This is a genomic window from Pseudomonas costantinii, from assembly GCF_001870435.1.
Classification (GTDB): domain Bacteria; phylum Pseudomonadota; class Gammaproteobacteria; order Pseudomonadales; family Pseudomonadaceae; genus Aquipseudomonas; species Aquipseudomonas costantinii.
In genome coordinates, this window is the sequence record NZ_MDDR01000032.1 from 38786 (window position 1) to 65072 (window position 26287).

The window sequence follows — 26287 nt, forward strand, 5'->3', positions numbered from 1 at the left end:
GACCTAAAGAATATGACCAATCCAAAGCCCGCCTCGCGAGCAAGCCCCGCATCACAGGTTTAGCGCAGTTCCAAGAACGGTGTAGATACCTATGCTGCGATAGCGGTGTATCAGATGAAACATTCTTCACCGATACACCGCTATCGCAGGCAAGCCAGCTCCTACATTGACCGCATTCCAAGTTGAGATCAGACCAGAGTCTCGTCAATCACCAACACCAACTTCCCGGAAACCTGATTGGTCGCCAACTCAGCAAACGCCGCCTCGGCATCCTTGATCGGGAAAGTCTTGGCCAGTTGCGGGCTCAAACGACCTTCAGCAAACAGCGGCCACACATGCTGACTTAAGTCGCTGAACAGATCAGCCTTGAATTGATCGTCGCGGCTGCGCAGGGTCGACCCCAGCAACTGAATACGCTTGCCCAGCACCTGCGCCAGATCCAGTTGCGCCTCGCGGCCCCCCATCAAACCGATCAACACCCAGCGACCATCCAGGGCCAGCAACTTGAGATCCAGCGCGGCATAGTTACCGCCCACCGGGTCGAGGATGACATCGAACGGCCCGAAATCCCGCAGCCCTTCGATACCGTCGGTACGTACCACGCCCCCCTGGGCACCCAGTTCCTCACAGTAAGCCAGGCGATCCGCCGAGCCGACGCTGACCCAACACGGGCTGCCAAACGCCTTGCACAGCTGGATCGCCGCAGAGCCCACACCACTGGCGCCGGCATGCAACAACACCTTTTCACCGGGCTTGAGGCCCGCCAACTGGAACAGATTGAGCCACGCCGTGCTGTACACCTCAGGCAGCGCCGCCGCCTCGATCAACGACAAACCTTCCGGCACCGGCAACACATGGCGTGCGTCGACCACCACTTCTTCGGCCATGCCGCCGCCGGCCAGCAGCGCACAGACGCGATCACCGACCTGCCAGGACGAGCCCGCCCCCACTTCGCTGATAACCCCGGAACACTCCAGGCCCAGCACATGGCTGGCGCCCGGCGGTGGCGGATAAAGCCCCGCCCGCTGCAATAAATCAGCGCGATTGAGGCCCGCAGCCGCCACGCGGATACGAACTTGGCCTACATCGCAGGTAGGACTGGCTTCTTCTAACCACTCCACATGACCTTCCACGCCTTGCAATGCTTTCACAGTGCCTCCATAGTGAGTCTGGACTGAGCCCGTAGCTGTAGCGTCGGGCTTTTTGCATTATGCGACCGGCCCATGTGGAACCGGCGACTTCAAAGACGGCCTAATATGCGTTATCAATTGCCCCCGCGTCGAATCAGCATGAAGCATTTGTTCCCCAGCACCGCCCTCGCTTTTTTCATTGGTCTCGGCTTCGCGTCGATGTCGACCAATACGTTCGCAGCCAATAGCTGGGACAACCTTCAGCCTGATCGCGATGAGGTGATTGCCAGCCTTAACGTCGTCGAGTTGCTCAAGCGCCATCATTACAGCAAGCCGCCGCTGGACGACGCTCGCTCGGTGATCATCTACGACAGCTACCTCAAGCTGCTGGATCCGTCGCGCAGCTACTTCCTGGCCAGCGATATCGCTGAGTTCGACAAGTGGAAGACGCAGTTCGACGACTTCCTCAAGAGCGGCGACCTGCAGCCCGGCTTCACCATCTACAAGCGTTACCTGGACCGCGTCAAAGCGCGTCTGGACTTCGCTTTGGCTGAGTTGGGCAAAGGCGTCGACAAGCTCGACTTCACCCAGAAGGAAACCCTTCTGGTGGACCGCAAGGACGCGCCTTGGCTGACCAGCACCGCCGCACTCGATGACCTGTGGCGCAAACGCGTCAAGGACGAAGTGCTGCGCTTGAAGATCGCCGGCAAAGAGCCCAAGGCCATTCAAGAGCTGTTGACCAAGCGCTACAAGAATCAGCTCGCACGTCTGGACCAGACCCGTGCCGAAGATATCTTCCAGGCCTACATCAACACCTTCGCGATGTCCTACGACCCGCACACCAATTATCTGTCGCCGGATAACGCGGAAAACTTCGATATCAACATGAGCTTGTCGCTGGAAGGCATCGGTGCCGTCCTGCAAAGCGACAACGACCAGGTCAAGATCGTGCGTCTGGTGCCGGCAGGTCCGGCGGACAAGACCAAGCAGGTTGCCCCGGCTGACAAGATCATCGGCGTGGCCCAGGCCGACAAAGAGATGGTCGATGTGGTCGGCTGGCGCCTGGACGAAGTGGTCAAGCTGATCCGTGGCCCGAAAGGCAGCGTGGTGCGCCTGGAAGTGATTCCGCACACCAATGCGCCGAACGACCAGACCAGCAAAATCGTTTCGATTACTCGCGAAGCGGTGAAGCTCGAAGACCAGGCCGTGCAGAAGCAAATCCTCAACCTCAAGCAGGATGGCAAGGACTACAAGCTGGGCGTGATTGTAATCCCGGCCTTCTACCTGGACTTCAAAGCGTTCCGTGCGGGCGATCCGGACTACAAGAGCACCACCCGCGACGTTAAGAAAATCCTGACGGAACTGCAGAAAGACAAAGTCGACGGCGTGGTCATCGACCTGCGCAACAACGGCGGCGGCTCCCTGCAGGAAGCCACCGAGCTGACCAGCCTGTTTATCGACAAGGGCCCGACCGTGTTGGTACGCAACGCTGACGGCCGCGTCGACGTGCTGGAAGACGAAAACCCGGGCGCCTTCTACAAAGGCCCGATGGCGTTGCTGGTCAACCGCCTCTCGGCCTCGGCCTCGGAGATTTTCGCCGGCGCCATGCAGGACTATCACCGCGCATTGATCATCGGCGGCCAGACCTTCGGTAAAGGCACCGTGCAGACCATTCAGCCGCTGAACCATGGCGAGTTGAAGCTGACGTTGGCCAAGTTCTACCGGGTCTCCGGGCAGAGCACCCAGCATCAGGGCGTACTGCCGGATATCGACTTCCCGTCGATCATCGACACCAAGGAAATCGGCGAGAGCGCCCTGCCCGAAGCCATGCCGTGGGACACCATCCGTCCTGCGATCAAACCGGCATCGGACCCGTTCAAGCCTTTCATTGCGCAGTTGAAAGCTGACCATGACGCTCGCTCCGCCAAGGATGCCGAGTTCGTGTTTATCCGCGACAAACTGGCCTTGGCCAAGAAACTGATGGAAGAGAAAACCGTCAGCCTCAACGAAGCGGATCGCCGTGCGCAACACAGCAGTATCGAAAATCAACAGCTTGTGCTGGAAAACGCCCGCCGCAAGGCCAAGGGCGAAGAACCGCTCAAAGAGCTGAAGAAAGAAGATGAAGATGCACTGCCGGCCGAGGCGGAAAAAACCAAGCCGGAAGACGACGCCTACCTGTCTGAGACAGGTCGGATCCTGCTGGACTACCTGAAGATCAGCAAGCAGGTGGCCAAGCAGTAAATGATGGCGATTTAATGTGAGCACTCCCCGGAGTGTCATCATATAGACATCATTCTGTCGTGAAATGAAGGACCGCAGGCTTATCGCCTGCGGTCCTTTTTTTTCGATCGAGATCGCCATGACCATGACCGAACAGCTGAATGCATTGGGCTCTATCCTGGCTCAAGGCAGTTTGCACAGCCTGTTCCAACCGATCATCTGCCTATCCGAACGACGCATTCTCGGCTACGAAGCCCTCAGCCGTGGACCGTCCAACAGCCCGCTGCACTCCCCCGTCGCATTGTTCTCCGTGGCCAGCCATGCCGGGCGCCTTAGCGAACTGGAAGTCGCCTGCCGCGAAAGCGCATGCCGGCGCTTCAGCGAACAGAAACTGCCGGGCAAACTCTTCCTGAATATCTCGCCGGAATCCTTGATGGAGACGGCTCACCAACCAGGACGCACCCTGCAACTGCTGCGCGACTTCGGTATTCCGCCCAGCCAGGTGGTGATCGAACTCACCGAGCAGACACCCACCGACGATTTCGACCTGCTACAAACGGCCCTGCACCATTACCGCAACATGGGCTTTGCCATCGCACTCGATGACCTGGGCGCCGGGTATTCCAGCCTGCGTTTGTGGTCAGAGCTGCGTCCGGATTATGTGAAGATCGACCGGCACTTTATCGATGGCATCCACCAGGATGCCCTCAAGCGTGAATTCGTCGGTTCCATCCTGCAAATCGCCAAGGCGTCTCGCGCCCAAGTCATCGCCGAGGGCATCGAACTGCCGGAAGAGTTAGCGGTGTTGACGGAGATGGGCGTCGACCTGGTCCAGGGCTACCTGCTCTGCCGTCCGCAGGAACAGCCGCCCCAGGAAGCGCGAGTGATGCTGCCCAAGCAGGACAACGCCAATATTGCCCTCAACGAAGAAGGCAGCGACCTCAGCGCCCTGCTCAACGAACAACCGGCGGTGGATCAAGATACCGCCACCGCCCAGGTGCTGGAATCTTTCCGCCGCCAGGCCAACCTTAACTCGCTGGCCGTATTGGATGAGCGTGGTCACCCGGTCGGTATCGTGCATCGGCATTCGTTGTCTGATGCGCTGCTCAAACCGTTCGCCACCGACCTGTTCGCGCGCAAGCCCATCAGCCGCTTGATGAGCGATGATTTTCTTGCGGTGGAACTAAGTCAATCCCTGCAGCAAGTCAGCCGCCTGTTGACCAGTCGCGCGCGGCAACGGATTGAAGAAGATTTCATTATTACGTTGAACGGCGATTACCTGGGCCTGGGCCGGGTGATTGATGTACTCAAGCTGATCACTGAACTGAAAATCCAGCAGGCGCGCTACGCTAACCCACTGACGCTGCTACCGGGCAACGTGCCGATCCAGCAATGCCTGACACGGCTGCTGCAGCAACAGCGCGAATCGGTGATCTGCTACGTGGATATCGACAGCTTCAAGCCGTTCAACGATATCTATGGCTATGGGCGTGGGGATGAGGTGTTGCTATGCCTGGCGCAGTGCCTGAATGACCGGGTCGACCCCAGCCGCGACTTTGTCGGGCATATCGGTGGCGATGATTTTTTACTGGTGTTGGGGCCGCAGGATTGGCGCAAGCGGCTTAACCAACTGCTGGATGATTTTCACACCCAATGCCGACGCTTCTACCGCGCCGAACACCTCGACGCCGGCTGTTTCGTGGCGTTAAACCGCCAAGGCGTGCGCCAGGAGTTCGCCTTGTTGTCGCTGTCGATCGGCGTGGTGCATTTGTATCCACAGGCCTGTGGACAACTCGATGCCAGCCAGTTGGCAGAGCTGGCCTCGCAAGCCAAGCACCATGCCAAGGATGTGGCCGGCTACAGCATCCATGTGATCGACAGCATGGACGCCCTGCCCCAGGCGCTTTAAGCCTCGGCAGACTCCGGATACTCGTATTCGAACACCCGCACCACTTCCGAGGCGTGCCAGGACGCGGCGGCCACACCATCGGATGGCCCGCTGAAACGCCCCAAGCGCTCCACACACTCGAAAAACCCGGTACGCGGCAAGCGACTGGCGCCCTGGCTGATCACCAGGGAGCTGCGCAACGGCTGCTCGGCCTTGGCATCCAGTGCGGCCAAGTGCTCAAGGGCTGCGGCCAACGTTTGCATCGCCGGCGAGGGAAATTGCAGGCGCTCCAGCAGTGCGCGATAGGTCAGCAGATGGCGCTGGCGGCGCGCCTGGTCCAGTTCGTTGAGTAACCCATCCCAGTGTTGACGGCTGATACGTAGGCTCAAGATTCATCCCTCCAACCTGCAACGCCCAATTCCCAGGCCAGGCTGCGGCGTATCGCGGCATCCGGCTGGCGTTCACCACTTTCAATCAATCCGAGATACGAGGGGCTGATACCCACCGTGCGGGCCAAGGTTTCGACAGCCAGGCCCTTGGCTTCACGCAGGCCGCGCAGGTCTGCGAGCAGGCGCAGGTCCTGGTCGGGGGCGATGGTTGCAGCAGGGGAAAAAGCAAGAGTGGGTGGCTGCTGACCGGCGGCTTTTAGTAGCGCCTGGTACTGGTCCCATGGCAACACCGCGTATTCGGGTTCGCCATTGCGTGAAATTATCTGAATATCCATGACTGCCCCGTAGGATAACAACACTTACTAAGTAAGTTCTTTCCTTAGAAGTGTAATCCTAACAGCCACAAAGGTCGCAGGGGGATATCCGTGTCATCAGTTTTTTTGCGGGTTTTCTTGGGCCAGCAGTGCAGGCGTCTCTGGCAGGCGCTCAACCACTGCCAGTTTTTCCGGGCGCTGGGCGTCGCGCCAGGCGCGAAACACGCTCAGCTCGTCATTCAGGGTCTTCATGACCCATGCCAGCACGGCGATATCATCCAACATGCCGAACACCGGAATAAAATCCGGGATCGCGTCAATCGGGCTGAGGAAGTACATCAGTCCCGCCACCACCGTGATCAGCGCTTTGGGGCTGATCGCCCGGTATTCACCGCGCCAGTAGGCCAGGCACAAGGCCTGGAGCAATTTGAGATCATCCTTGAGCTTACCCAGCCGGTTGCCCTGGCTTGAGCCTTTGGCAGCCACGGCAAACAGCAGCGTCGGCAAACGTCCGCGACCGAGCAGGCGTGCAGCCATAGGCAGAAAACGGGTGAAATTGAAGGGTGGTTTCATTCGTCACTCCAGTTCCAGGCGACATAAAAGGTTATCCACACAAATTGTGGATAACCTTGTGAACAGAGCCTGTTTTAACGGCTGAAAGCCACGGACTACAAGGCTTACAGTCAGATCGGGCGTTTTTTGCGCACATAAAAAAAACCCAAGATTTCATTGACTTGGCGCTGACGTGCAGCTACCCGTGTTCGAGTCTTATATCAGACTGTTGCAGGTTGTAGGCGTTCGTTTGGATTTGTGCAGGTCACAGAAACAACAACGCCCCGTCGAGACGGGGCGTTGTGTATTCAGGCGCCGATTACTTCTTGGCGGCTGGTGCAGCAGGTGCTTCAGGGGCGTCAGCCTTGGCTGGGTCCTTGATAGCTAGCAGTTCCAGGTCGAATACCAGCACGGAGTTGGCTGGAATCGCCGGGCTCGGGCTCTGCGCGCCGTAGGCCAGGTCGGACGGGATGTACAACTCGACCTTCTCGCCAACGTGCATCAGTTGCAGGCCTTCGACCCAACCAGGGATCACACCGCTGACCGGCAGATCAATCGGGCTACCGCGATCCACGGAGCTGTCAAAGGTGGTGCCGTTGGTGAGTTTGCCGGTGTAGTGAACAGTCACCACGTCGGTTGGCTTAGGCTGGGCGCCGTCGGCCTTCTTCACGATCTTGTACTGCAGACCGGAAGCAGTGGTCACTACGCCGTCTTTCTTGGCGTTGTCTTCGAGGAATTTCTTGCCGGCGACTGCCGACTCTTCACTCATTTTGGTCAGGCGTTCTTCAGCACGCTTTTGCAGTGCGGCAAACGCTTCAACCAGTTCGTCGTCTTTCAGCTTCTGTTCTTTCTTGCCGACGGCATCTTCGATGCCTTGGGCTACCGCTTTGGAGTCCAGGTCATCCATGCCTTCTTGAGCAAGGCTTTTGCCCATGTTCAGGCCGATGCCGTAGGAAGCTTTTTGCGCCGGGGTTTTCAGCTCTACGCTGGTCTGCGAATCACAACCCGCAAGTACCAGGCTAACCAGGGCCACCGCCGCCGCCAACCGATGCTGTTTCATGCTATTTCCTTGTTCATGCGCCAAAAGGGCATTCGAATAAAGTCGCGAGCTTATCAGGCGGCCACGACCAATGGCTACCGGCATGTGAGCAGGAAACTTCTGATAAGTTCACGTGTTTAAAAGCATTTTCATCCATTATGGAACCCCGCGACGGATCGCGGGACCGCCTGCAACCACGCTAATGGCCACTTGCCGCACGTGTGGCGCAATGGCATAAGAACACTACAACCCGACAAGGATAGTTATCTTGCGCATTTTTTCCCGTGTTTTACTCCTGATACTCGCAGCGCTGGGCCTGGTCCTGGCCGTGGTGATCTACTACACCGTCAACCCCAAGCTGCCGGACTACGTGCCCGTGGAGCAGGTGCACTACCAGGACCAATGGAGTGCGGCTGATCGTCAGACCTACTACTTCACGCCCCAAGGCACCCAGGTAAAAGGCCTGCATTACGACTGGTTCACCGCCCTGGAACTGCCGTTTTCCGAACAGCGGTTCGCCACGCCGGAATATTTGGCGCGCTTTGGCTTCCTGGTCGACCCCAAGCAAGGGCCTACCGCGCAAAACCCCGGCAACCTGCCGGTGGGCTTCGCACGACACCAGAATGCCGGCAGCAACGTTGAATACCTGGATATCACCTGCGCCGCCTGCCACACCGGCGAGTTGCATTTCAAAGGCCAGGCCCTGCGCATCGACGGCGGCTCGGCCCAGCACGTATTGCCCTCCAGCGTGCCCACCTTGCGGGGTGGCAGTTTCGGCCAGGCCCTGGTGGCCAGCCTTGCCGCAACTTATTACAACCCGTGGAAGTTCGAGCGCTTTGCTCGCACGGTTCTAGGCCACGATTACGACGAGCACAACCAAAAGCAACTGCGGCAGGACTTCAAGCAGTCGCTGAACAAATTCCTGAAAGTCGCCTGGAACGACACCCACCGCGGCCTCTACCCCACCGAAGAAGGCCCGGGACGTACCGACGCGTTTGGCCGCATCGCCAACGCCAGCTTCGGCGACGCCATCTCACCGGACAATTATCGCGTCGCCAACGCGCCAGTGGACTACCCACATCTGTGGGATATCTGGACCTTCGACTGGGTGCAATGGAACGGTTCGGCCCAGCAGCCCATGGCGCGCAATATCGGAGAAGCCCTCGGCGTCGGCGCGACCCTGGACTTTTTCGACAGCGCCGGCCAACCGCTTCAGGGCGACGCCCGTTACCCCTCCAGCGTGCGGGTGCGTGACCTGAACCTGATCGAAGAAACCCTGCAACGTCTCAAGCCACCCACTTGGCCCGAAGACCTGTTCGGTGCTGTCGACAAGCCCCTCGCCGCCCAAGGCCGTGCGCTGTTCGCCGAGAACTGCGCCGGCTGCCATCTACCCAGTGTCAGCCAGGAAAATGGCCGGCCGGTGCAGCAACTGAAAATGCTCCCCGTGGAATACATCGGCACCGACCCCGGCACCGCCAACAACATCGCCGACCAGCGCTATGACCTCAGCGCCCTGCAATGGGACCCGGCGGAACTGGCCAAACTCAATGTTGAGTTGCACCCGAAGCCGACCGCCCCTCTGGACTTGCACAAAATGTCTGTGGCCCAGGGCCTGGCCTACGTCACCGCCTTCGTCGAAGACCACGCCTACCGCGCAGCCGGCGTGACCCCAGCCGAACGCCCAAACATGGACGGGTTTGGCCTGCCCATCGGCGTGCGTGAACTGCGTGCCTACAAAGCCCGGCCACTGGCCGGTGTGTGGGCCACCCCGCCGTTCCTGCACAACGGCTCGGTGCCGACGATCTACCAATTGCTCTCACCCCAGGACGAGCGCAGCACCACTTTCTATAAAGGCACTTTCGACTACGACCCGCGCCACTTGGGCTTCCAGACCGGTGCATTCAAGAACGCCTTTCTGTTCGATACCAAAATCACCGGCAACCACAACAGCGGCCACGAATTCCGTGCCGGCACACGTGGCAATGGCGTGATCGGCCGCAGCTTGCTGCCGCAGGAACGCTGGGCGCTGCTGGAATACCTCAAAGTGCTGGGCGGCCCGCTGGAGCAACAGTTGCCATGATTATTCGATCTCAATACAACGAGCGCTCCCTGCTCGCCCGTCTATGGCTGCGCCTGGGCAAGTTTCTCGGCAAAACCCTGCTGTGGCTGGTGGGCCTGGGCTTGCTCGGCTGGCTGGCGGCCACCGCTTGGTACGCCTGGCAACACAGCGGCCCGGTGTCGCCGGATGAACAGATCCCACCCGGTGAAGCGGCGATGACCCAAGGCATCATTCAGACGGCGGTGCGTATCGTCGACCAGCACCGTGAAGGCACGCGCTACCTGCGTGATGCCCATGCCAAGGCCCACGGCTGCGTGAAAGCCGAAGTCAGCGTGCTGGCGGACCTCGACCCGGCATTACGCCAAGGCGTGTTCGCAGAGCCGGGCAAGACTTGGCAAGCGATGATGCGGCTGTCCAACGGCAATGCCTATCCACAGTTCGACAGCATTCGAGATGCCCGTGGCATGGCGATCAAACTGTTGGATGTACCAGGCAAACAGCTGCTGGCGGACCAGCAAACGCGCACGGAACAAGACTTCGTGATGTTCAGCCACCCGAACTTTTTTGTCAGCGATGTGGCGGAATATGCACAGAACGTCGGCGCCCAGGCGGATGGCAAGAAAGTCCTGGCGTTCTTCCCCAAGGCCGATCCGCGCAGTTGGCAGGTGCGCCACCTGTTTATCGCCCTGGCGACCCTGGCTCCTGCGCCGATCAGTCCGACGCAGACCACCTATTTTTCAGTTTCGCCCTACAAGTTCGGCGCGGCTAACGCCAAGTTCCGCGTTGCGCCCGACCCGCAAAGTTGCCCGGAATATGCGCTGCCCCAACAGAACCATGACCTGCCGAACTTCTTGCGCAGTGCGCTGAACCAGCAACTGTCCACCGACCGTGTACCTGCGTGTTTTGTGCTGCAGATTCAGCGGCAGAATCCGCAGAAATTCATGCCGATCGAGGACACCAGCGTCGAGTGGAAGGAAAGCGATGCGGCTTATGAGACTGTGGCCAAGGTGAGGATCCCGGCTCAGGATTTCGACACGCCGGCGTTGAACCTGGCGTGTGACAACCAATCGTTCAACCCCTGGTTTGGGCTGGAGGCGCATCGGCCGATTGGCGGGATCAACCGGTTGCGTAAAGCGGTGTATGAGGCTGTCAGCGACTATCGGCATAGTCGTAACTTGTGAGGTGTGGGGGGGATGGCGCTATTGAGTACATATCCGTTTTTTGGGTAACGGCGGCTTAGGGTTTCGCCCTTACGGCGGCTTACTTTGGGGCTTTTCCAAAGTGAGCCGCTGTAAGAGCGGAACCCATATCAGCCGTTACCCAAATAACGGATATGCACACCCAGCCCGTAAAGAATACGTATAGATCCCCCATTCCCCATAACGATTACGTCGTCCCTGTTGAACAACTAAGCCCACACATTCTACCGTCACCTCCTACCCCCAAAACCCGTAGGAAGTCATCGTGGAAAGTTCAACTTTAGGCATGGTCGTCCTGTCAATGATTGCGCTCTTCGGCACCGCCGCGTTTTGCTTCGAGCACCTCGCCACCCGCGGCGAAGAGAAAAAGAAAACCAAATAAGCTGGTCGCCGAAATCAGCAGAACCCCAGACTTTCAAGGGATACCCCAACACCGGGCTATCCCTTGTTTTCGTTCGCCCACCACAACCCCATCTATATACCGTCTTAATACCGCCCCGCGTAATCAGTGCCCGAACTCTATACGCAAGCCCTTAACCTCCCCGCGTCCGCAATGGCGGCTTATTCATTCAGGGGAGTTACACAGTGCTCACACTTACCTTCATTTATATCGCCAGCGGCTTATGCGCCGTCGGGCTGTTCGCTTACTTGGGTTATGCCCTCATTCGCGCCGAAAAATTCTAGGGAGTTCGCCATGTACGACGTGATGTTTATCGGCCTCTCCCTGATGTTTTTTGTTGCGACTGCCATGGCCATTGTCGCCATGGGCAAGCTTTGAACGGAGCCACGACATGTTAAGCACTTTGCTGGAATTTACGCTGATCCTGGGGTTGATGACCGGGCTCGCCGTGCTGATGGGCAAGTGGCTGACCCGGGTGTTTACCGGGACCCGCCATGCCCTGCCGGAACGTTGTACCTATAGCCTGCTGGGCATTGATCCACGGGAAACCATGGGCTGGGCCCGCTACGGCTCGGCACTGGTGTTGTCGAACGCGGCGATGATGTTGCTGGGCTATTTCATCCTGCGCTTGCAGGCGGTGATGCCGATCAACCCACTGGGGCTGGCCGCACAAACACCGGACCTGGCGTTCAACACCGCCGCCTCCTTTATTACCAACACCAACTGGCAGGCGTACTCGGGTGAAACTAGCCTGTCGAACTTCAGCCAGATGGCGGTCATCACCTTTCTGATGTTTGTCGGCGCTACCTCTGGCGTGGTGGCAGCCGCGGGTTTCATTCGTGGCTTGAGCCGCTCAAGCGCGGCCGATATCGGCAACTTCTGGGTCGACTTCACCCGCACGCTCTACCGCGTAATGCTGCCGCTGTGTGTGGGCATGGCGCTGGTGTATGTGTGGCAAGGCATGCCGCAGACATTCGCCTCCCAAGCCCTGGCGACGACACTGGAAGGTGCGCAGCAACAGTTGATTGTCGGCGCGGTTGCCAGCTTTGAATCGATCAAGCATATCGGCACCAACGGCGGTGGTTTCTTCAGCATGAACGCCGCCCACCCGTTCGAAAACCCGACACCGCTGACCAACGCCCTGCACATCCTCAGCATGTTGCTGATCCCTTCGGCGCTGACCTATACCTTTGGCAGCATGCTGCTGCAACGCCGTCAGGGCTGGGTGTTTTTCGGCACCTTCCTGGTGATGTTTATCGGCTTCCTTGCGCTGGTGTATGGCGCCGAACAAAACGGTAATCCGCTGCTGACCCAGGCCGGTGCCAACCAGACGCTGTCGATTGAGCAGAGCGGCGGCAATATGGAGGGCAAGGAACTGCGCTTCGGCATCGCCGACAGCAGCCTGTTTATCGCCACCACCACGGCGGCAACCACTGGTTCAGTCAACGCCATGCACGACTCGCTGACCCCCATGGGCGGCTTCGTGCCCCTGGCGCAGATGATGCTCAACTGCGTGTTCGGCGGTGACGGCGTGGGCTTTATCAACCTGATCCAGTACGCCCTGCTCACGGTGTTCCTGGTGGGTATGATGATCGGCCGCAGCCCGGAATTCCTCGGTAAGAAAATCGAAGCCAGGGAGATAAAACTGGTGATGCTCTCGGTGCTCGCGCATCCCATCAGCATCCTCGGTTTCACCGCCCTCGCAGCCCTCTGGCCAGACACCATGGCCAGCCTCAACAACCTCGGCCCTCATGGGTTCAGCGAGGTGCTCTACGCCTACACCTCCGGCACCGCCAACAACGGTTCGGCGTTTGCCGGGTTGAACGCCAACACGCCGTTTTTCAACACCACCATCGGCCTGGCGATGTTGGTCGGACGCTTCTTCACGATGCTGCCGATGCTGGCCGTGGCCGGTTCCCTGGCGATGAAAAAGACCGTGCCTGCCGGCGCCGGCACCATTCCCACCGCGACCCCACTGTTCATGTTTTTGGTGGTGTTCGTGGTGCTGGTGGTCGGCGGCCTGACCTTTTTGCCGGCGCTCGCGCTCGGCCCGCTGGTGGAGCAACTGCAGTTGCTGTCCGGCCAGACGTATAACTGAGGACACGTGGATGACGACTCAATCGATATTCAAAGGGCTGTTGCGCCCGGTGCTGGTTTCAGCGGTGTTTTTCATGCTGCTGACAGGGCTGGCCTACCCGGCCTTCACCACTGTTGCCGCGCAACTGTTGTTCCCATTCCAGGCCCAAGGCTCGCTGATTGAACGCGATGGGCTGGTGATCGGCTCAACGCTGATCGGCCAGGACTTCACCAAGCCCGAGTACTTCCGTGGCCGTCCGAGCATGACCCTCGGTGCCGACCCGCAAGACCCGAGTAAAAGCATCTCGCAGCCATACAACGCAGGCTCCAGCGGCGCCAGCAACCTGGGGCCGACCAGCCAGAAACTGGTCGACCAAGTCGCCGCACGCGTCCAGGCCTATCGCCAGGACAACGCCCTGGCGGCTGGCGCCCAAGTGCCGGTGGACGCGGTCACCGCTTCCGCATCGGGCCTGGACCCGCACATCTCGGTGGCCAACGCGCGACTGCAACTGGCGCGGGTCGCCCGTGTGCGGCACATCCCCGAAACCGAACTGCTGCAACTGCTCAACGACCACACCGCCCCCCGCACCCTCGGCTTACTCGGCGAGCCACGGGTGAATGTGCTGCAACTCAATCTGGCGCTGGATGCCCGTCGCCCTTCTATTGCGGTCAGTGAGTAAGAGATTCCTTCATGAAAAATGCTCGTTTACCCCTGTTTGATCGACGCATCGTGCTCGCTGCCGGCGTCGACGCTTTTAAGAAGCTGCTGCCCCAGGCCCAATGGAAAAACCCGGTGATGTTCGTGGTGTACCTGGGCAGCCTCCTCACCACGTTGCTGTGGTTCCAGTCCCTGGGTGGCCAGGGTGAGGCGCCCAGCGGCTTTATCCTCAGCATCACCTTGTGGCTGTGGTTTACCGTGCTGTTCGCCAACTTCGCCGAAGCCCTGGCCGAAGGTCGCAGCCGTGCGCAGGCCGCAAGCCTTAGGGGGATGAAACGCCAGACCCTCGCCAAGCTGCTGCAACAACCCCGCCACGGCTCCGCCTGGCTGCCGCTGGAGGCCAGCCAACTGCGCAAGGACAACGTGGTGTTGATCGAAGCCGGCGACCTGGTGCCGCTGGACGGCGTGGTGATTGAAGGCGTGGCCTCGGTGGATGAAAGCGCGATCACCGGCGAATCGGCGCCGGTAATTCGCGAGGCCGGTGGCGACTTTTCCTCGGTCACCGGCGGCACGCGGGTGCTCTCGGATTGGCTGGTGGTGCGCATCAGCGTCAACCCCGGTGAATCGTTCCTGGATCGCATGATCTCGATGGTCGAATCGGCCAAGCGCCAGAAGACCCCCAACGAAGTCGCGCTGACGATTTTGCTGGTGGGCCTGACCCTGTTGTTCCTGTTGGTGATCGCCACGCTGAGTCCCTACTCGATTTTTGCCGTGGCCATGAGCGGCAGCGGCAGCGTGATCAGCGCCACGGTGTTGGTGGCGTTGCTGGTGTGCCTGATCCCCACCACCATCGGTGGCCTGCTGTCGGCCATCGGCGTGGCGGGGATGAGCCGGATGATGTCGGCGAATGTCATCGCCACCTCGGGCCGCGCCGTCGAAGCGGCGGGCGATGTCGACGTGTTGCTGCTGGACAAGACCGGCACCATCACCTTGGGCAATCGTCAGGCCAGCAGCTTTTTGCCGGCACCGGGTGTGAAGGAAGCCGAGCTGGCCGATGCCGCACAGCTCGCGTCCCTGGCTGACGAAACCCCGGAAGGCCGCAGCATCGTGGTGTTGGCCAAACAGAAGTTCGACATCCGCGCACGGGACATCAACGCCCTGGGTGCAAGCTTTGTGCACTTCACCGCGCAAACTCGTATGAGCGGCGTCGACCTGCCCGAGGGCCGGGCGATCCGCAAGGGCGCGGCGGATGCAATTCGCAGCCATATCGAAGCCTTGGGCGGCAGTTTTCCCGCCGCGTTGCAGGCAAAAGTCGATGAGGTCTCACGGCGCGGCAGCACACCGTTGGTGGTATCCGATGGCACAAAAGCGTTGGGCGTGGTGGAACTCAAGGACGTGGTCAAGGGCGGTATCAAGGAGCGCTTCGCCGAACTGCGGCGCATGGGCATCAAGACCGTGATGATCACCGGTGACAACCGCCTGACCGCGGCGGCCATTGCGGTGGAAGCCGGTGTGGATGACTTTCTCGCCGAAGCTCGCCCCGAAGACAAGCTGCAACTGATCCGCGACTACCAGGCCCAGGGCAAGCTCGTGGCCATGACCGGCGACGGCACCAACGATGCACCGGCGCTGGCCCAGGCTGATGTGGCGGTGGCGATGAACAGCGGGACCCAGGCGGCCAAAGAGGCCGGCAACATGGTCGACCTCGACAGCAACCCGACCAAGTTGATCGAAGTGGTCGAGGTCGGCAAACAAATGCTGATGACCCGTGGCGCACTCACCACCTTCAGCGTTGCGAATGACGTGGCGAAGTACTTCGCGATCATCCCGGCCGCGTTTGTCGCCACCTACCCACAGCTCGGCGCATTGAACGTGATGCACCTGAGCAGCCCCAACTCGGCGATTCTCAGCGCGGTGATTTTTAACGCATTGATCATTGTCGCGTTGATTCCCCTGGCCCTGCGCGGCGTGACCTACCGGGCGATCGGCGCGGCGGCGTTGCTCAATCGCAACCTGCTGATCTATGGCCTGGGCGGCGTGCTGGTGCCGTTTGCCGGGATCAAGTTGATCGACATGCTACTGACCGGAATGGGCTTGGTGTAAGCCACACCATCAATCAACTGTAGGCGCTGGCTTGCCAGCGCCTACATTTAGCAGGAATGACATGCCCGCATTAAACGATGATCGCCCCGACCCCGACGCCCTGCTGGCCCGGATACAGTTGGAAGAACAGGCCGCCTTGCGCGGCAAATTGCGTATCTACTTCGGCTCCAATGCCGGCGTCGGCAAGACCTGCGCCATGCTCACCGCGGCGCAACGCGAAGTCGACCTGGGCCGTGACCTGCTCGCCGGCGTGGTGGAAACCCATGGCCGTTCGGAGACCGCCGAGCTGCTCCATGGCCTGGAACAACTGCCCCGCGCGGCTTTGTTGCACCGCGAGTTCGCGCTCAGTGAATTCGACCTCGACGCCGCCCTGCGCAGGCATCCCGCCGTGGTACTGGTGGACGAATTGGCCCACAGCAACGTGCCCGGCTCGCGCCACCCCAAACGCTGGCAAGACGTCGAAGAACTGCTCAGCGCCGGTATCGACGTGTGGACCACCCTCAATGTCCAGCACCTGGAAAGCCTGAACGACCTGGTCAGTGGAATCATCGGCATTCGCGTGCGTGAAACCGTGCCGGATCATGTGTTCGATAACGCCCACGAAGTGGTGGTCATCGACCTGCCGCCCGACGACCTGCTGCAACGCCTCAAGGACGGCAAGGTGTACCTGGGCCCTGCTGCGGCGCGCGCGTCGCAGCACTTTTTCCGCAAGGGCAACCTGCTCGCATTGCGCGAGTTGGCGCTGCGCCGCACCGCCGACCGGGTCGACACGCAGATGCGCGTTTACCGCCGCGAGCGCTCGATCAGTACGCTGTGGCCGGCCCGTGAGCGGTTGCTGGTGGGCGTGGCGGGCGACGCCGGTGACGAGCGCCTGGTGCGTGAGGCTGCGCGCCTGGCACAGAAACTCGAAGCCGACTGGATCGTGGTGCATGTGGCCGCGCATCAGGGACGCGGCGCCAAGCGCTACCTGACCGCGATGAAAACCCTGGCGCTGGCCAGCGAGTTTGGTGCCGACACCGCGACGCTGCCGGGCATGGACGTAGCCGAAGCCCTGGCCGCCTGCGCCCGCGAACACAACGCTAATCGCCTGGTGCTGGGCCATCATCCGCGCCAGCCATGGCGGTTCTGGCATCAGTCGGTCAGCGACCGGATCAGTCGGCATCATCCGCAAATCGATCAGATCGTGATTGCCCACGGGCTGCTGCCGGGCAAGCCCGCAGCGATCGAAAAAACCGCGCCGGCAGCGGGTACAAAACTGGCGTATGTCTGGGCCAGCCTCGCCTGTTTCACCGCCACGGCCATCGCCGCGCTGCTGCTGCAAGTGTTCGATTTGGCCAACGTGGTCATGCTGTTTTTGCTCACCGTGGTGCTGGTGGCCCTGCGTTATGGACGCGGCCCCGGCGTCTGGGCGGCGATGCTCGCGGTGCTGTGTTTCGACTTCTTTTTTGTGCAGCCGCGCTACTCGTTTACCGTCAATGACACCCAGTATTTTTTCACCTTTGCGCTGATGCTCGGCATCGCCTTGATCACCGGCCAACTCACCGCCCGCCTGCGCCACGAAGCACGCACCGCCGCCGCGCGTGAACGGCGCGCCACCTCACTGGCGCGGCTGGCCCGCGACCTGTCGGCGGCGTTGACCGTGGAGCAAATCAGAGAAGTCGCGCTGCGCACCTTCAGCGGCGTGTTTGAGGCACGGGTCGGCCTGGCGCTACCGGACGCCGCCGATGCCGTGCGCAGCGTGGGTGCGGGCGGGCTGCCGATTGACGACAGCATCGCCCAGTGGAGCTACGACCACGGCAAGGTTGCCGGCCATGGCACCGACACCTTATCGGCGGCCAAAGGCTGTTACTTGCCGCTCAAAGCGCCGATGCGCGTACGGGGTGTGTTGGTGCTGGAACTGGCCCAGAGCGAACGCCTGAGCGATCCGCAGGAACGCCACTTGTTGGAGGCCTGCATGAGCCAACTGGCGATCGCCCTGGAACGTGTGCATTTCGTCGAAGTGGCGCAAAGCACGCTGGTGCAGATGGAAGGCGAGAAGATGCGCAACACCCTGCTTGCAGCGATTTCCCACGACCTGCGCACACCGCTGACCACCTTGATCGGCGCCGCCGACACCGCCCTGCCCCATGCCCCGCCGGGGCCGCTGACCGAACTGCTGCACGGCATTCACGAACAAGCCACCTCGATGCAGCGGTTGATCGAAAACCTGCTGGACATGGCGCGCATGCAAGAGCGCGGCGTGCGCCTGAACCGGCAATGGCATTCGCTGGAAGAAATCGTCGGCAGCGCGTTGCGCCAATTACGTGAGCCGCTGACGCAACACTGCGTGCACACCACGCTTTCACCGCAGTTGCCACTGGTAGAAATCGACGCTTTGTTGATCGAGCGGGTGCTGGTCAACCTGCTGGATAACGCCGCCAAGTACACACCTCCAGGTACGGCGATTACCGTCGCCGCCCACGAGACCTTGGGCAGCATTGTGCTGGAGGTCAGCGACACCGGCCCAGGCCGCGCGCCGGCCAATCTGTTCGAACCCTTCACGCGCGGCCAGCAAGAGTCGTCCGTCGCGGGCATAGGCCTGGGCCTGGCGCTGGCCAAACGCATCGTCGAGGCCCACGGCGGGCGCATCGAAGCCAACCCCGGCCGCGAGCACGGCATGCATTTCATCATCACGTTACCGGCGGGCAGCCCGCCGTCCATGGAAGCCCTATGAGCACTGCACGCATTTTGATTGTTGAAGACGAGGCCAACATCCGCCGCTTCGTCGGGATCGCCCTGCAAGATGAAGGTTTTCAGGTATTCGAAGCCGACAGCGTCAAACGCGCCTTGATCCATGCCGCCAGCCGCCAACCGGACTTGGTGATCGTCGACCTCGGCCTGCCGGACGGCGATGGCAAACAACTGATCAGCGAATTGCGCGGCTGGCTGGCGGTGCCGATCCTGGTGCTGTCGGCGCGTGATCGCGAAGAAGAGAAAGTCGCCGCCCTGGACGCCGGCGCCGATGACTACCTGACCAAACCTTTCGGCGTGCCCGAACTGCTCGCACGCATCCGCGCCCAGTTGCGCAGGCACGGGCAGACCGGCACCGTGGCGGCCACCAGCAAGGTGGTATTCGGCGAGATTGAAGTCGACCTGGCCACCCATGAAGTGTGGCGCCAAACGCAGCCGGTGCACCTCACGCCCATCGAGTACCGCTTGCTCTGCGCGATGATTCGCGGCCAGAGCCGGGTGCTGACGCATCGGCAATTACTGCTGGAAGTCTGGGGCCTGGATTACGTGGACCGCCCCCACTATTTGCGCGTGCACATGGCACACCTGCGGCAAAAACTGGAGGCGGACCCGGCGCAGCCACAGCATTTCATTACCGAGTTGCAGGTGGGTTACCGGCTGATGGGTTTGTAAAAAGATGCTCGGCGGCGAAGTCCACAAACACGCGAATTTTTGGCGAGAGATGGCGACTGGAAGGCCACAGCGCCCAGAACTGACCCTGGTCATCCGAATGCCCATCCAGCAGGGTTTCCAACTGCGCCTGAGCCAACGCTTCACGGGCCAGGAAGTCCGGCACGTAGGCGATGCCATGGCCGTCAATCGCGGCCCTGAGCATGGCTTCCATATTGTTCAAGGTCAGCGCGGTGGGCAGGCGCAACTGGGTGATCGCCGGGTTGGCGGATAAGGTCCACTCCATGATTTTACCGGTGGTGGCAAACCGATAACGAAGGCATTGGTGGTGCTCAAGATCGGCCAGGGTTTGCGGCCGACCGTGATCACGCAGGTAGCCGGGTGAAGCACACAGTAAAAACCGGAACGGCCCAAGCCTGCGCGCCATCAATGTTGAGTCGGCCAGGCCGCCGCTACGAATCACCACGTCGAAGCCTTCCTCGATCACATCCACCAAGTGGTCGTTGAAATCCAGTTCCAGTTCAATTTCCGGATAGGCCTTGCGGAACGCGAGCATGTGCGGGAAGAGGAAGCGATAACCGATGGTGGGCAAGCTGACCCGCAACTTGCCACGGGGTGCCTGGATGGCATGGGAGAGCATGGCGCGCGCATCTTGCAGGTCATCGAGGATTTTTCGACTGCGCTCGTAGAACAGTTGCCCTTCCGCGGTGAGGCTGACTTTACGCGTGCTGCGGTGCAGCAGCCGCACCTTAAGCTCAGCCTCCAACTTGGCGACATTCTTACCCACCGCCGAGGCGGAAATCCCCAGCGCCCGCGCCGCGCCAATGAAGCTCAGGGCTTCCGCCGTTTTCACGAATGCGATCACACCACCGAGGTTATCCGTCACGCCATTACATCCTTTGAGTCCGCTATGACCGGAATGTAGGCCGGTTTATCGCCAATTGCATCCCCATTAAAGTCTTTATCTTTACAGAGCTGCGGGAATGCGCCCATGAACACGCTGATCGATGCACCCTCCACCAAAGGTCGGTATTCCATTCTGGCCGCAGTCTGCCTGGCAGCCTTGGTATTGCCCATGAGCTTTACCGGCGGGGCCGTCGCCACGCCTTTTATCGGCCAGACCTTCAACGCCACGCCCACGCAAATGGCCTGGATCACCAACGCGTTCATGCTCAGTTTCGGCAGCCTGCTGATGGGCGCCGGCACGCTCGCCGACCTCTATGGGCGCAAACGCCTGTTCTTGTGGGGCATGGCGCTGTTTACCGGGGTGTGCGTGCTGTTGGCGGCAGCGCCGGGCATGCTCTGGCTGGATGCCTTGCGCGGGGTGCAGGGTGTCGCGGCGGCCACGGCATTGGCCAGCGGCTGCGCGGCGCTGGCCCAGGAGTTCGACGGCCACGCCCGGACGCGCGCCTTCAGCCTGCTGGGCACTACCTTCGGCGCGGGCCTGGCCTTTGGCCCGGTGCTCTCTGGGTTGTTGATCGAGCAATGGGGCTGGCGCGCCATCTTCCTCGCCACGGCACTGCTCGCGGGGCTGTCGCTGCTGTTCGCCGCCCCCAAAATGCGTGAAAGCCGCGACCCACAGGCACTGCGCCTGGACGTGGCCGGGGTACTGACGTTTTCGGCCATGCTGGTGACGTTGACCAGCGCAGTTATTCTGGCACCACAGCGTGGTTGGGGCTCGTCGCTGATTCACGCGCTGCTGGCAGCGGCAGCCGTATTTTTATGGGTGTTTATCCGTGTTGAAAATCGCTCCAGCCATCCGATGCTGCAATTGGGCCTGTTCAGATTTCCACGCTTTATTGGCGTGCAACTGCTGCCGATTGGCACCTGTTACTGCTACATCGTCTTGATCGTGTTGCTGCCGCTGCGGTTTATCGGTGTCGAAGGCGCCAGCGCGTTGGAGGCTGGCTTGATGATGCTCGCACTGTCGGCGCCAATGCTGGTGGTACCGATCATCGCGGCGACGCTGACGCGCTGGCTGTCAGCCGGTGTGCTGTGCGCCATTGGCCTGCTGATCGCGGCGGCGGGTTTGTACGGGCTGAGCCTGGTCACGGTCGGCCAACCCTTGCAGACCGTCGCAGCCATGCTGGTCATCGGGATCGGCACGGGGTTGCCATGGGGCTTGATGGATGGCCTGGCGATCAGCGTGGTACCCAAAGAACGCGCGGGCATGGCAGCCGGTATTTTCAATACCACCCGCGTCGCCAGCGAAGGCGTGGCGTTGGCAATCACGGTGGCCGTGTTGAGCGCCTTGGTCGCACATCACCTGCACGCGAGCACAACGCAAGACGTTGCAGTGATTGCCCAGCAGTTGGTCATGGGCGATGCCCGACAAGCCAGTGCGGACATTCCACTGGCGTTGCTGCGTACGGCCTACATCGCGGGTTTCAATACGTTGCTGCAATTACTGGCAGGGCTCACCCTGCTCACGGCGATGGTGGTCTTTGTGTTCCTGGGTCGCCGAACTGTCGCACCGATACCGGCGGAGCCCGCCATTGAGTCGTTGAGCTGAGTCCTTCGAGAAGCCTGCCCGTTCAACAGGCTCGCTGCCCCGGGTCAGAAATGAAACGCTACCCCCGTGGTCACGTTAAACGCATCGCCAACGTAGAAGTTGGCCGAGTCCTGGCCCTTGGCGTCATAGGCCGTGTTGGTGGCTGTCGCGTAGCGTTTATTGGTCAAGTTGCGGGCGTCGACGAAGACCTCCCATTTTTTGCTCGGGGCCTCGTAACCCAGCTTGGCGCCCCACAGTGTGTAAGAGGGCGCACTGAGGGAGTTGGCAAAGTCGACGTAATAGCTCGACGCTGCCCGGGCGTTGAGTTGCGCGTAGAAACCGTTGCCCTGGCGATATTCCAGCTCGGCCTGGTAGACCTGACGCGGCAGGCCCGGCAGTTGGTTGTCGCCGAACACCGTGTCATTGCGGTAGTGGAAGTCGTTGAAGGTGTAGGCCTGGCGCAAGGTCACGGTATTGCCGTTGCCGCCGTCCCACAGCTGTGCATTCACACCGGCTTCGATGCCTTGGTGAATCGTCGCGCTGCCGTTGGAGGTGGCCACCAGTTGGTCTTGCGTCGCCGTGGCCTGACGCACCACCACCGACAGCAGCTCTTTCTGGACCCACGAGCGGTAGACCGTCAGGCTGCCGTCGAAAATGCCGTGGCCGCCGCGAATACCAAACTCCACGGTGTTGGCTTTTTGTGGTCGCACATCGCGGATGTAAGGCGTGCCGGTGCTGCCCAGTTGCCAGGTGACCGGTGGATCGACCGAACGGCTGACGTTGCCGAACACTTCGAATTCCGGGGTCAACTGATAGCGCAGGCCCACGCGCGGGGCGACGTCGGTCTCGTCGTATTCGACGCCACTGGGGAACGCACTGGTGTTAGTACCGGTGGTGTATTCGATCTGCGCCTTGCGTTTGATATCAATCAACGACAAGCCGGTGGACAGCCAGGTGCGGTCACCCAGTTGCAGTTCGTTGCCGAGGGAAAACACCGTGTCGCGCGAGCCCGTGTAGTTGGTTTTCTGCTGGGTGATGCCGGTGGCCCTGCTGTGGGATTTCACATCGGCCAGGTACGCCAGCGTATTGCTGAAGGTCACGCTGCTGTTGCTGGGCAGACCGAAAAAGCTGTCTGCGGTGCGCAGGTAACGCAGGGTCAGGTTGACGTCCTGGGAACGCCATTCCTGGGGTGTTGGCGAATAACGCCAGCCGTTGTCCAGCGGGTAATCGTTGTAACCCAGGCCGACTTCGAGCTTGGCATTGTCATCGAAAGTGTAGGTGGTGATGCTGCCCAGCAGGGTCGAGCCGTCCTTCTTGCGCCCGATGGGCACGAGGTTACTCGTGGGGTCGTGCTTGAGTTGGTATTGGGTCAGGGTGTTGCCTTGGCTCAGGGTTTCTTCCTTGTAGCGAATGTAGAAACGCGTCTCCAGTTGCGGGCTGAATACATGACCGAAGTTGGCGACGATCCCCTGTCCCTTGTTCGGCGTATTGTCCTGATAACCCTCACGCTCGTTGTGTTGGATGCTGACGTAGTAGTCGTTGTCGCCCTCCACGCCGCCGGTACTCAGTTGCTGCTTGCGATAGCCAAAGCTACCGGCTTCGAAGCGCGCGTAATTGCCCGGGTCAGTGCGGCCGGTCTTACTCACGAAGTTGATCGCGCCGCCCAGTGACAAGGCCGAATAACGAAAGGCGTTGGCGCCGTAGAGCACCTCGGTGTGGTCCACGGAGGCCATGTCCAGCATGTCTTCCTGGGTGCCGCCCGGCCCGGTCAACGGCAGGCCGTCGTAGAGGAATTTAATCCCCAGCACATAGCCTTGATAGAAGGTGTTGAGACCCGAACCACGGATCGAAATCTTGTTGGCGCCCGAGCCGCTGGTGGCCTGGGCGAATACGCCCGGCTGCAAGGCCAGCACATCCTCGGCATTTGCCGCCCGGCCCTGCTCGATCTTGCGGTTGTCGATTACCACGGTTTTACCGGGCACCTTGGCCAACTGCTTTTCGGCCTTTTGCGCCTCGGTGACTTCGGCGCCAGTGACCACAACGGTGGCCAAGGTAGGGTCGGCCTGGGCGGCAAAGGCCGCGCCCTGTATCAACATCAACAGTACGCCAAGGCTGGAAGCGGTGGCCAGTGACTCAAAACGACGAGCGCGCAGATCAAACAGTTGCCGCATGAATTAAATACTCCTGGGGTCTCAAGTGAGTGGGAGCATCTATTCGTATAGTCGCGCTCTACGCTCAACTTTGCAGGGTTCGTGCCACGTCAAAACTTCAATAAACAGTGGCCCACCGTCCTGCTGAACCGCCACAGAGACAACACTTTGCTGGCGAAGTGTTCGATTCTCCACATCCCAAAAAAGTAACTATTAATTATAGGCTTAATGAATAAAAGCATAACGCGCGCACCGCGCCGAACTCAGGCACTACTGTGGCGTTATCAACACTTGCGCAACAAAAGCTCCGATTACAACAGTGGCCACACCTGCACGTTTACAAGAAGGTGCACGTTATCGGCTTATCGTTACTTGGTATGGGTCTTGCTCTGCTCATCCACTATTGAAACACGCCAATTCCGAACTTTTATTCATAGGGATCGACATGCAACTGCTGACATTACCGCCCTCTCCTGCCCTGGCCACATCGATCCGCGCAACGGCGCAGGTATTTGAAGACCCCAGATCGAAGGCGTTGCTCAAGCACGTGCAACAAGTCGCGCCGAGCGAAGCCAGTGTGCTGATCATTGGCGAAACCGGCACCGGTAAAGAGCTGGTGGCACGCCATATCCACAACCTCAGTGGCCGACGAAACAAACCTTTTATCGCGGTGAACTGCGGTGCGTTTTCTGAATCGTTGGTGGAAGCCGAGCTGTTCGGTCATGAAAAAGGCGCGTTCACCGGCGCCCTCAGCGCCAAGGCCGGCTGGTTTGAAGAAGCCGACGGCGGGACGTTGTTCCTCGATGAAATCGGCGACCTGCCGATGTCGATCCAGGTCAAGCTGCTGCGTGTGCTGCAGGAGCGTGAAGTGGTGCGACTGGGCTCGCGCAAAAGCATTCCGATCAATGTGCGGGTGCTGGCGGCCACCAACGTGCAGCTGGAAAAAGCGATCAACGCCGGGCACTTTCGCGAGGACCTGTTCTATCGCTTGAATGTGGTGAACCTGGAACTCAGCCCGCTGAGGGAGCGCCCCGGCGACATCCTGCCGCTGGTGCAGTATTTCATCGACACCTACAGCCGCCGCCTCGGGTATGGCGAGATTGTTTTAGGCAAGGAGGCCGAGCAACGGCTGGCCACTTACAGTTGGCCGGGGAATATCCGTGAGCTGGAAAACGTCATCCACCACACCTTGCTGATCTGCCGTGACGGGGTGATTCAGGCCGATGACCTGCGCATGTCCAACCTGCGTATCGAACGCCAGGAAGACAGCACCAGCGCCCGCGAATTACTCGACCAGGCGTTCCAGCGCTTGTTCGAAGAACAGATCGACAACCTGTACGAGCAGGTCGAGCGCAGCCTGCTCGCCGCAGCCTACCGACTCTGCCAGCACAACCAGGTGCATACGGCCGAACTGCTGGGGCTGAGCCGCAATGTGACGCGCACGCTACTGATCAACCTCGGTGAACTGAAGGTCAACAAGCGTCGCCCGCTGAGCATCGCCAAGGATGAGCGGATGTTGCATCTGTCGATCTGACCGGCAATGCCCTATGTTTGCGATTGGTAGCGAACTTCTTCCAGGTCACGACCGCCACGGCTGAGGGTTCGATTCGAGTCGGCCTGCGCTACCCAACCGGCATTTCGGTAAAAGCCAATGGCTCGCTGGTTTTGGGCAAGTACCCACAACGTCGCCGTCTCCAAACCCAAGTCCGCCAGATGCTCCAGACCTTTGAGCCACAGTGCCCGCCCCACGCCGGTCCCCCAATGCTCGGCAAGCACATACAGCGCCTGCACTTCGCCGGTTTCGCCGGGGTCAGCATCCTCATCACGGCTCGGGCTCACGGCAATCCACCCCACCACATGCCCTTCCACCCGCGCGACAAAAACAGCTTCGCGCCCCTGCTCAATAGACTGCCGCCAAAGAGTCTCACGCCGAGGCTGCGTAGCCTCCAGCGAAGCCAGGTAATCCGCGGGCATCAGCTCACGGTAAGCCTGTTGCCAACTGCGAATATGCACCCAGGCGATATCACCTGCGTCCTCAATACGTGCCGCCCGAATCATCAGATACCCTCTGCGTGTTTGGAATACACCGCCGAGCCCGCCTGTGGCGACAGGCCTGCCCCGACAGCGCACACAACAATGATTCAGGCTATATCACTTTGTGTGACCGTCTCATGGCCACGCACAGACATGATCATCGGCACCCGGCGAGACAGGCCTGTG

Annotated in this window: 20 protein-coding genes; 12 read left to right on the forward strand and 8 right to left on the reverse strand. The window is 60.4% G+C overall.

Annotated elements, in window-relative coordinates; genetic code table 11:
- Nucleotides 1-188 precede the first annotated feature (188 nt).
- Complete coding sequence (locus tag BFL40_RS15020) at nucleotides 189-1151, reverse strand: zinc-binding dehydrogenase (RefSeq protein WP_071484738.1); 963 nt, start codon at nucleotides 1149-1151, stop codon at nucleotides 189-191.
- A gap of 138 nt (nucleotides 1152-1289) precedes the next feature.
- Between BFL40_RS15020 and BFL40_RS15025 the strand changes: the two genes are divergently transcribed.
- Nucleotides 1290-3371: a carboxy terminal-processing peptidase gene (locus BFL40_RS15025; protein WP_235864750.1), complete on the forward strand. Its 2082-nt coding sequence runs from the start codon at nucleotides 1290-1292 to the stop codon at nucleotides 3369-3371.
- Nucleotides 3372-3489: 118 nt separating this feature from the next.
- Complete coding sequence (locus tag BFL40_RS15030) at nucleotides 3490-5259, forward strand: bifunctional diguanylate cyclase/phosphodiesterase (RefSeq protein ID WP_071484761.1); 1770 nt, start codon at nucleotides 3490-3492, stop codon at nucleotides 5257-5259.
- Here BFL40_RS15030 and BFL40_RS15035 read toward each other — a convergent pair.
- From BFL40_RS15035 to bamJ, 4 genes are all read right to left on the reverse strand, one after another.
- Nucleotides 5256-5627: a hypothetical protein gene (locus tag BFL40_RS15035; protein ID WP_071484740.1), complete on the reverse strand. Its 372-nt coding sequence runs from the start codon at nucleotides 5625-5627 to the stop codon at nucleotides 5256-5258. The two genes, BFL40_RS15030 and BFL40_RS15035, sit on opposite strands and share 4 nt — an antisense overlap.
- Entirely contained in the window at nucleotides 5624-5962 is a 339-nt protein-coding gene (locus BFL40_RS15040) for a helix-turn-helix domain-containing protein (RefSeq protein ID WP_071484741.1), read from the reverse strand. Before BFL40_RS15040 ends, BFL40_RS15035 begins: the two co-directional genes overlap by 4 nt.
- Nucleotides 5963-6058: 96 nt before the next feature.
- Nucleotides 6059-6514 carry a YkvA family protein gene (locus BFL40_RS15045; RefSeq protein ID WP_071484742.1) on the reverse strand — a complete coding sequence of 152 codons (456 nt, stop codon included), beginning with the start codon at nucleotides 6512-6514 and terminating at the stop codon, nucleotides 6059-6061.
- 298 nt (nucleotides 6515-6812) lie between these two features.
- Complete coding sequence (bamJ, locus tag BFL40_RS15050; protein WP_071484743.1) at nucleotides 6813-7553, reverse strand: BamJ family beta-barrel-assembly machinery protein; 741 nt, start codon at nucleotides 7551-7553, stop codon at nucleotides 6813-6815.
- A 247-nt stretch (nucleotides 7554-7800) separates the two neighbouring features.
- On the opposite strand from bamJ, the gene BFL40_RS15055 reads away from it, so the two are divergent.
- The 8 genes from BFL40_RS15055 to BFL40_RS15085 all read left to right on the forward strand — a co-directional run bounded on the left by BFL40_RS15055 (nucleotide 7801) and on the right by BFL40_RS15085 (nucleotide 19429).
- Nucleotides 7801-9612 carry a di-heme-cytochrome C peroxidase gene (locus BFL40_RS15055; protein ID WP_071484744.1) on the forward strand — a complete coding sequence of 604 codons (1812 nt, stop codon included), beginning with the start codon at nucleotides 7801-7803 and terminating at the stop codon, nucleotides 9610-9612.
- Nucleotides 9609-10772: a catalase family protein gene (locus BFL40_RS15060; RefSeq protein WP_071484745.1), complete on the forward strand. Its 1164-nt coding sequence runs from the start codon at nucleotides 9609-9611 to the stop codon at nucleotides 10770-10772. Before BFL40_RS15055 ends, BFL40_RS15060 begins: the two co-directional genes overlap by 4 nt.
- 603 nt (nucleotides 10773-11375) lie before the next feature.
- Complete coding sequence (gene kdpF, locus BFL40_RS33025) at nucleotides 11376-11474, forward strand: K(+)-transporting ATPase subunit F (RefSeq protein ID WP_074851717.1); 99 nt, start codon at nucleotides 11376-11378, stop codon at nucleotides 11472-11474.
- Between the two features lie 107 nt (nucleotides 11475-11581).
- Nucleotides 11582-13288 (forward strand): potassium-transporting ATPase subunit KdpA, encoded by a 1707-nt coding sequence (kdpA, locus tag BFL40_RS15065; protein ID WP_071484746.1) that lies wholly within the window; start codon nucleotides 11582-11584, stop codon nucleotides 13286-13288.
- Nucleotides 13289-13298: 10 nt separating this feature from the next.
- Nucleotides 13299-13946 carry a K(+)-transporting ATPase subunit C gene (gene kdpC / locus BFL40_RS15070; RefSeq protein WP_071484747.1) on the forward strand — a complete coding sequence of 216 codons (648 nt, stop codon included), beginning with the start codon at nucleotides 13299-13301 and terminating at the stop codon, nucleotides 13944-13946.
- A gap of 11 nt (nucleotides 13947-13957) precedes the next feature.
- Nucleotides 13958-16027 carry a potassium-transporting ATPase subunit KdpB gene (gene kdpB, locus BFL40_RS15075; protein WP_071484748.1) on the forward strand — a complete coding sequence of 690 codons (2070 nt, stop codon included), beginning with the start codon at nucleotides 13958-13960 and terminating at the stop codon, nucleotides 16025-16027.
- A 61-nt stretch (nucleotides 16028-16088) separates the two neighbouring features.
- Nucleotides 16089-18740: a DUF4118 domain-containing protein gene (locus BFL40_RS15080; RefSeq protein ID WP_071484749.1), complete on the forward strand. Its 2652-nt coding sequence runs from the start codon at nucleotides 16089-16091 to the stop codon at nucleotides 18738-18740.
- Nucleotides 18737-19429 carry a response regulator gene (locus BFL40_RS15085; protein ID WP_071484750.1) on the forward strand — a complete coding sequence of 231 codons (693 nt, stop codon included), beginning with the start codon at nucleotides 18737-18739 and terminating at the stop codon, nucleotides 19427-19429. The genes BFL40_RS15080 and BFL40_RS15085 overlap by 4 nt, the downstream gene beginning before the upstream one ends.
- Here the strand turns inward: BFL40_RS15085 and BFL40_RS15090 are convergent.
- Complete coding sequence (locus tag BFL40_RS15090) at nucleotides 19389-20312, reverse strand: LysR family transcriptional regulator (RefSeq protein ID WP_071484751.1); 924 nt, start codon at nucleotides 20310-20312, stop codon at nucleotides 19389-19391. The genes BFL40_RS15085 and BFL40_RS15090 overlap by 41 nt on opposite strands.
- 105 nt (nucleotides 20313-20417) lie before the next feature.
- Between BFL40_RS15090 and BFL40_RS15095 the strand changes: the two genes are divergently transcribed.
- Entirely contained in the window at nucleotides 20418-21938 is a 1521-nt protein-coding gene (locus BFL40_RS15095; protein WP_071484752.1) for an MFS transporter, read from the forward strand.
- A 44-nt stretch (nucleotides 21939-21982) separates the two neighbouring features.
- Here BFL40_RS15095 and BFL40_RS15100 read toward each other — a convergent pair whose 3' ends face one another.
- Entirely contained in the window at nucleotides 21983-24088 is a 2106-nt protein-coding gene (locus BFL40_RS15100; protein WP_071484753.1) for a TonB-dependent receptor family protein, read from the reverse strand.
- A 424-nt stretch (nucleotides 24089-24512) separates the two neighbouring features.
- On the opposite strand from BFL40_RS15100, the gene BFL40_RS15105 reads away from it, so the two are divergent.
- Entirely contained in the window at nucleotides 24513-25601 is a 1089-nt protein-coding gene (locus tag BFL40_RS15105; RefSeq protein ID WP_071484754.1) for a sigma-54 interaction domain-containing protein, read from the forward strand.
- Nucleotides 25602-25612: 11 nt separating this feature from the next.
- Here BFL40_RS15105 and BFL40_RS15110 read toward each other — a convergent pair whose 3' ends face one another.
- Nucleotides 25613-26125: a GNAT family N-acetyltransferase gene (locus BFL40_RS15110; protein WP_071484755.1), complete on the reverse strand. Its 513-nt coding sequence runs from the start codon at nucleotides 26123-26125 to the stop codon at nucleotides 25613-25615.
- Nucleotides 26126-26287 lie beyond the last annotated feature (162 nt).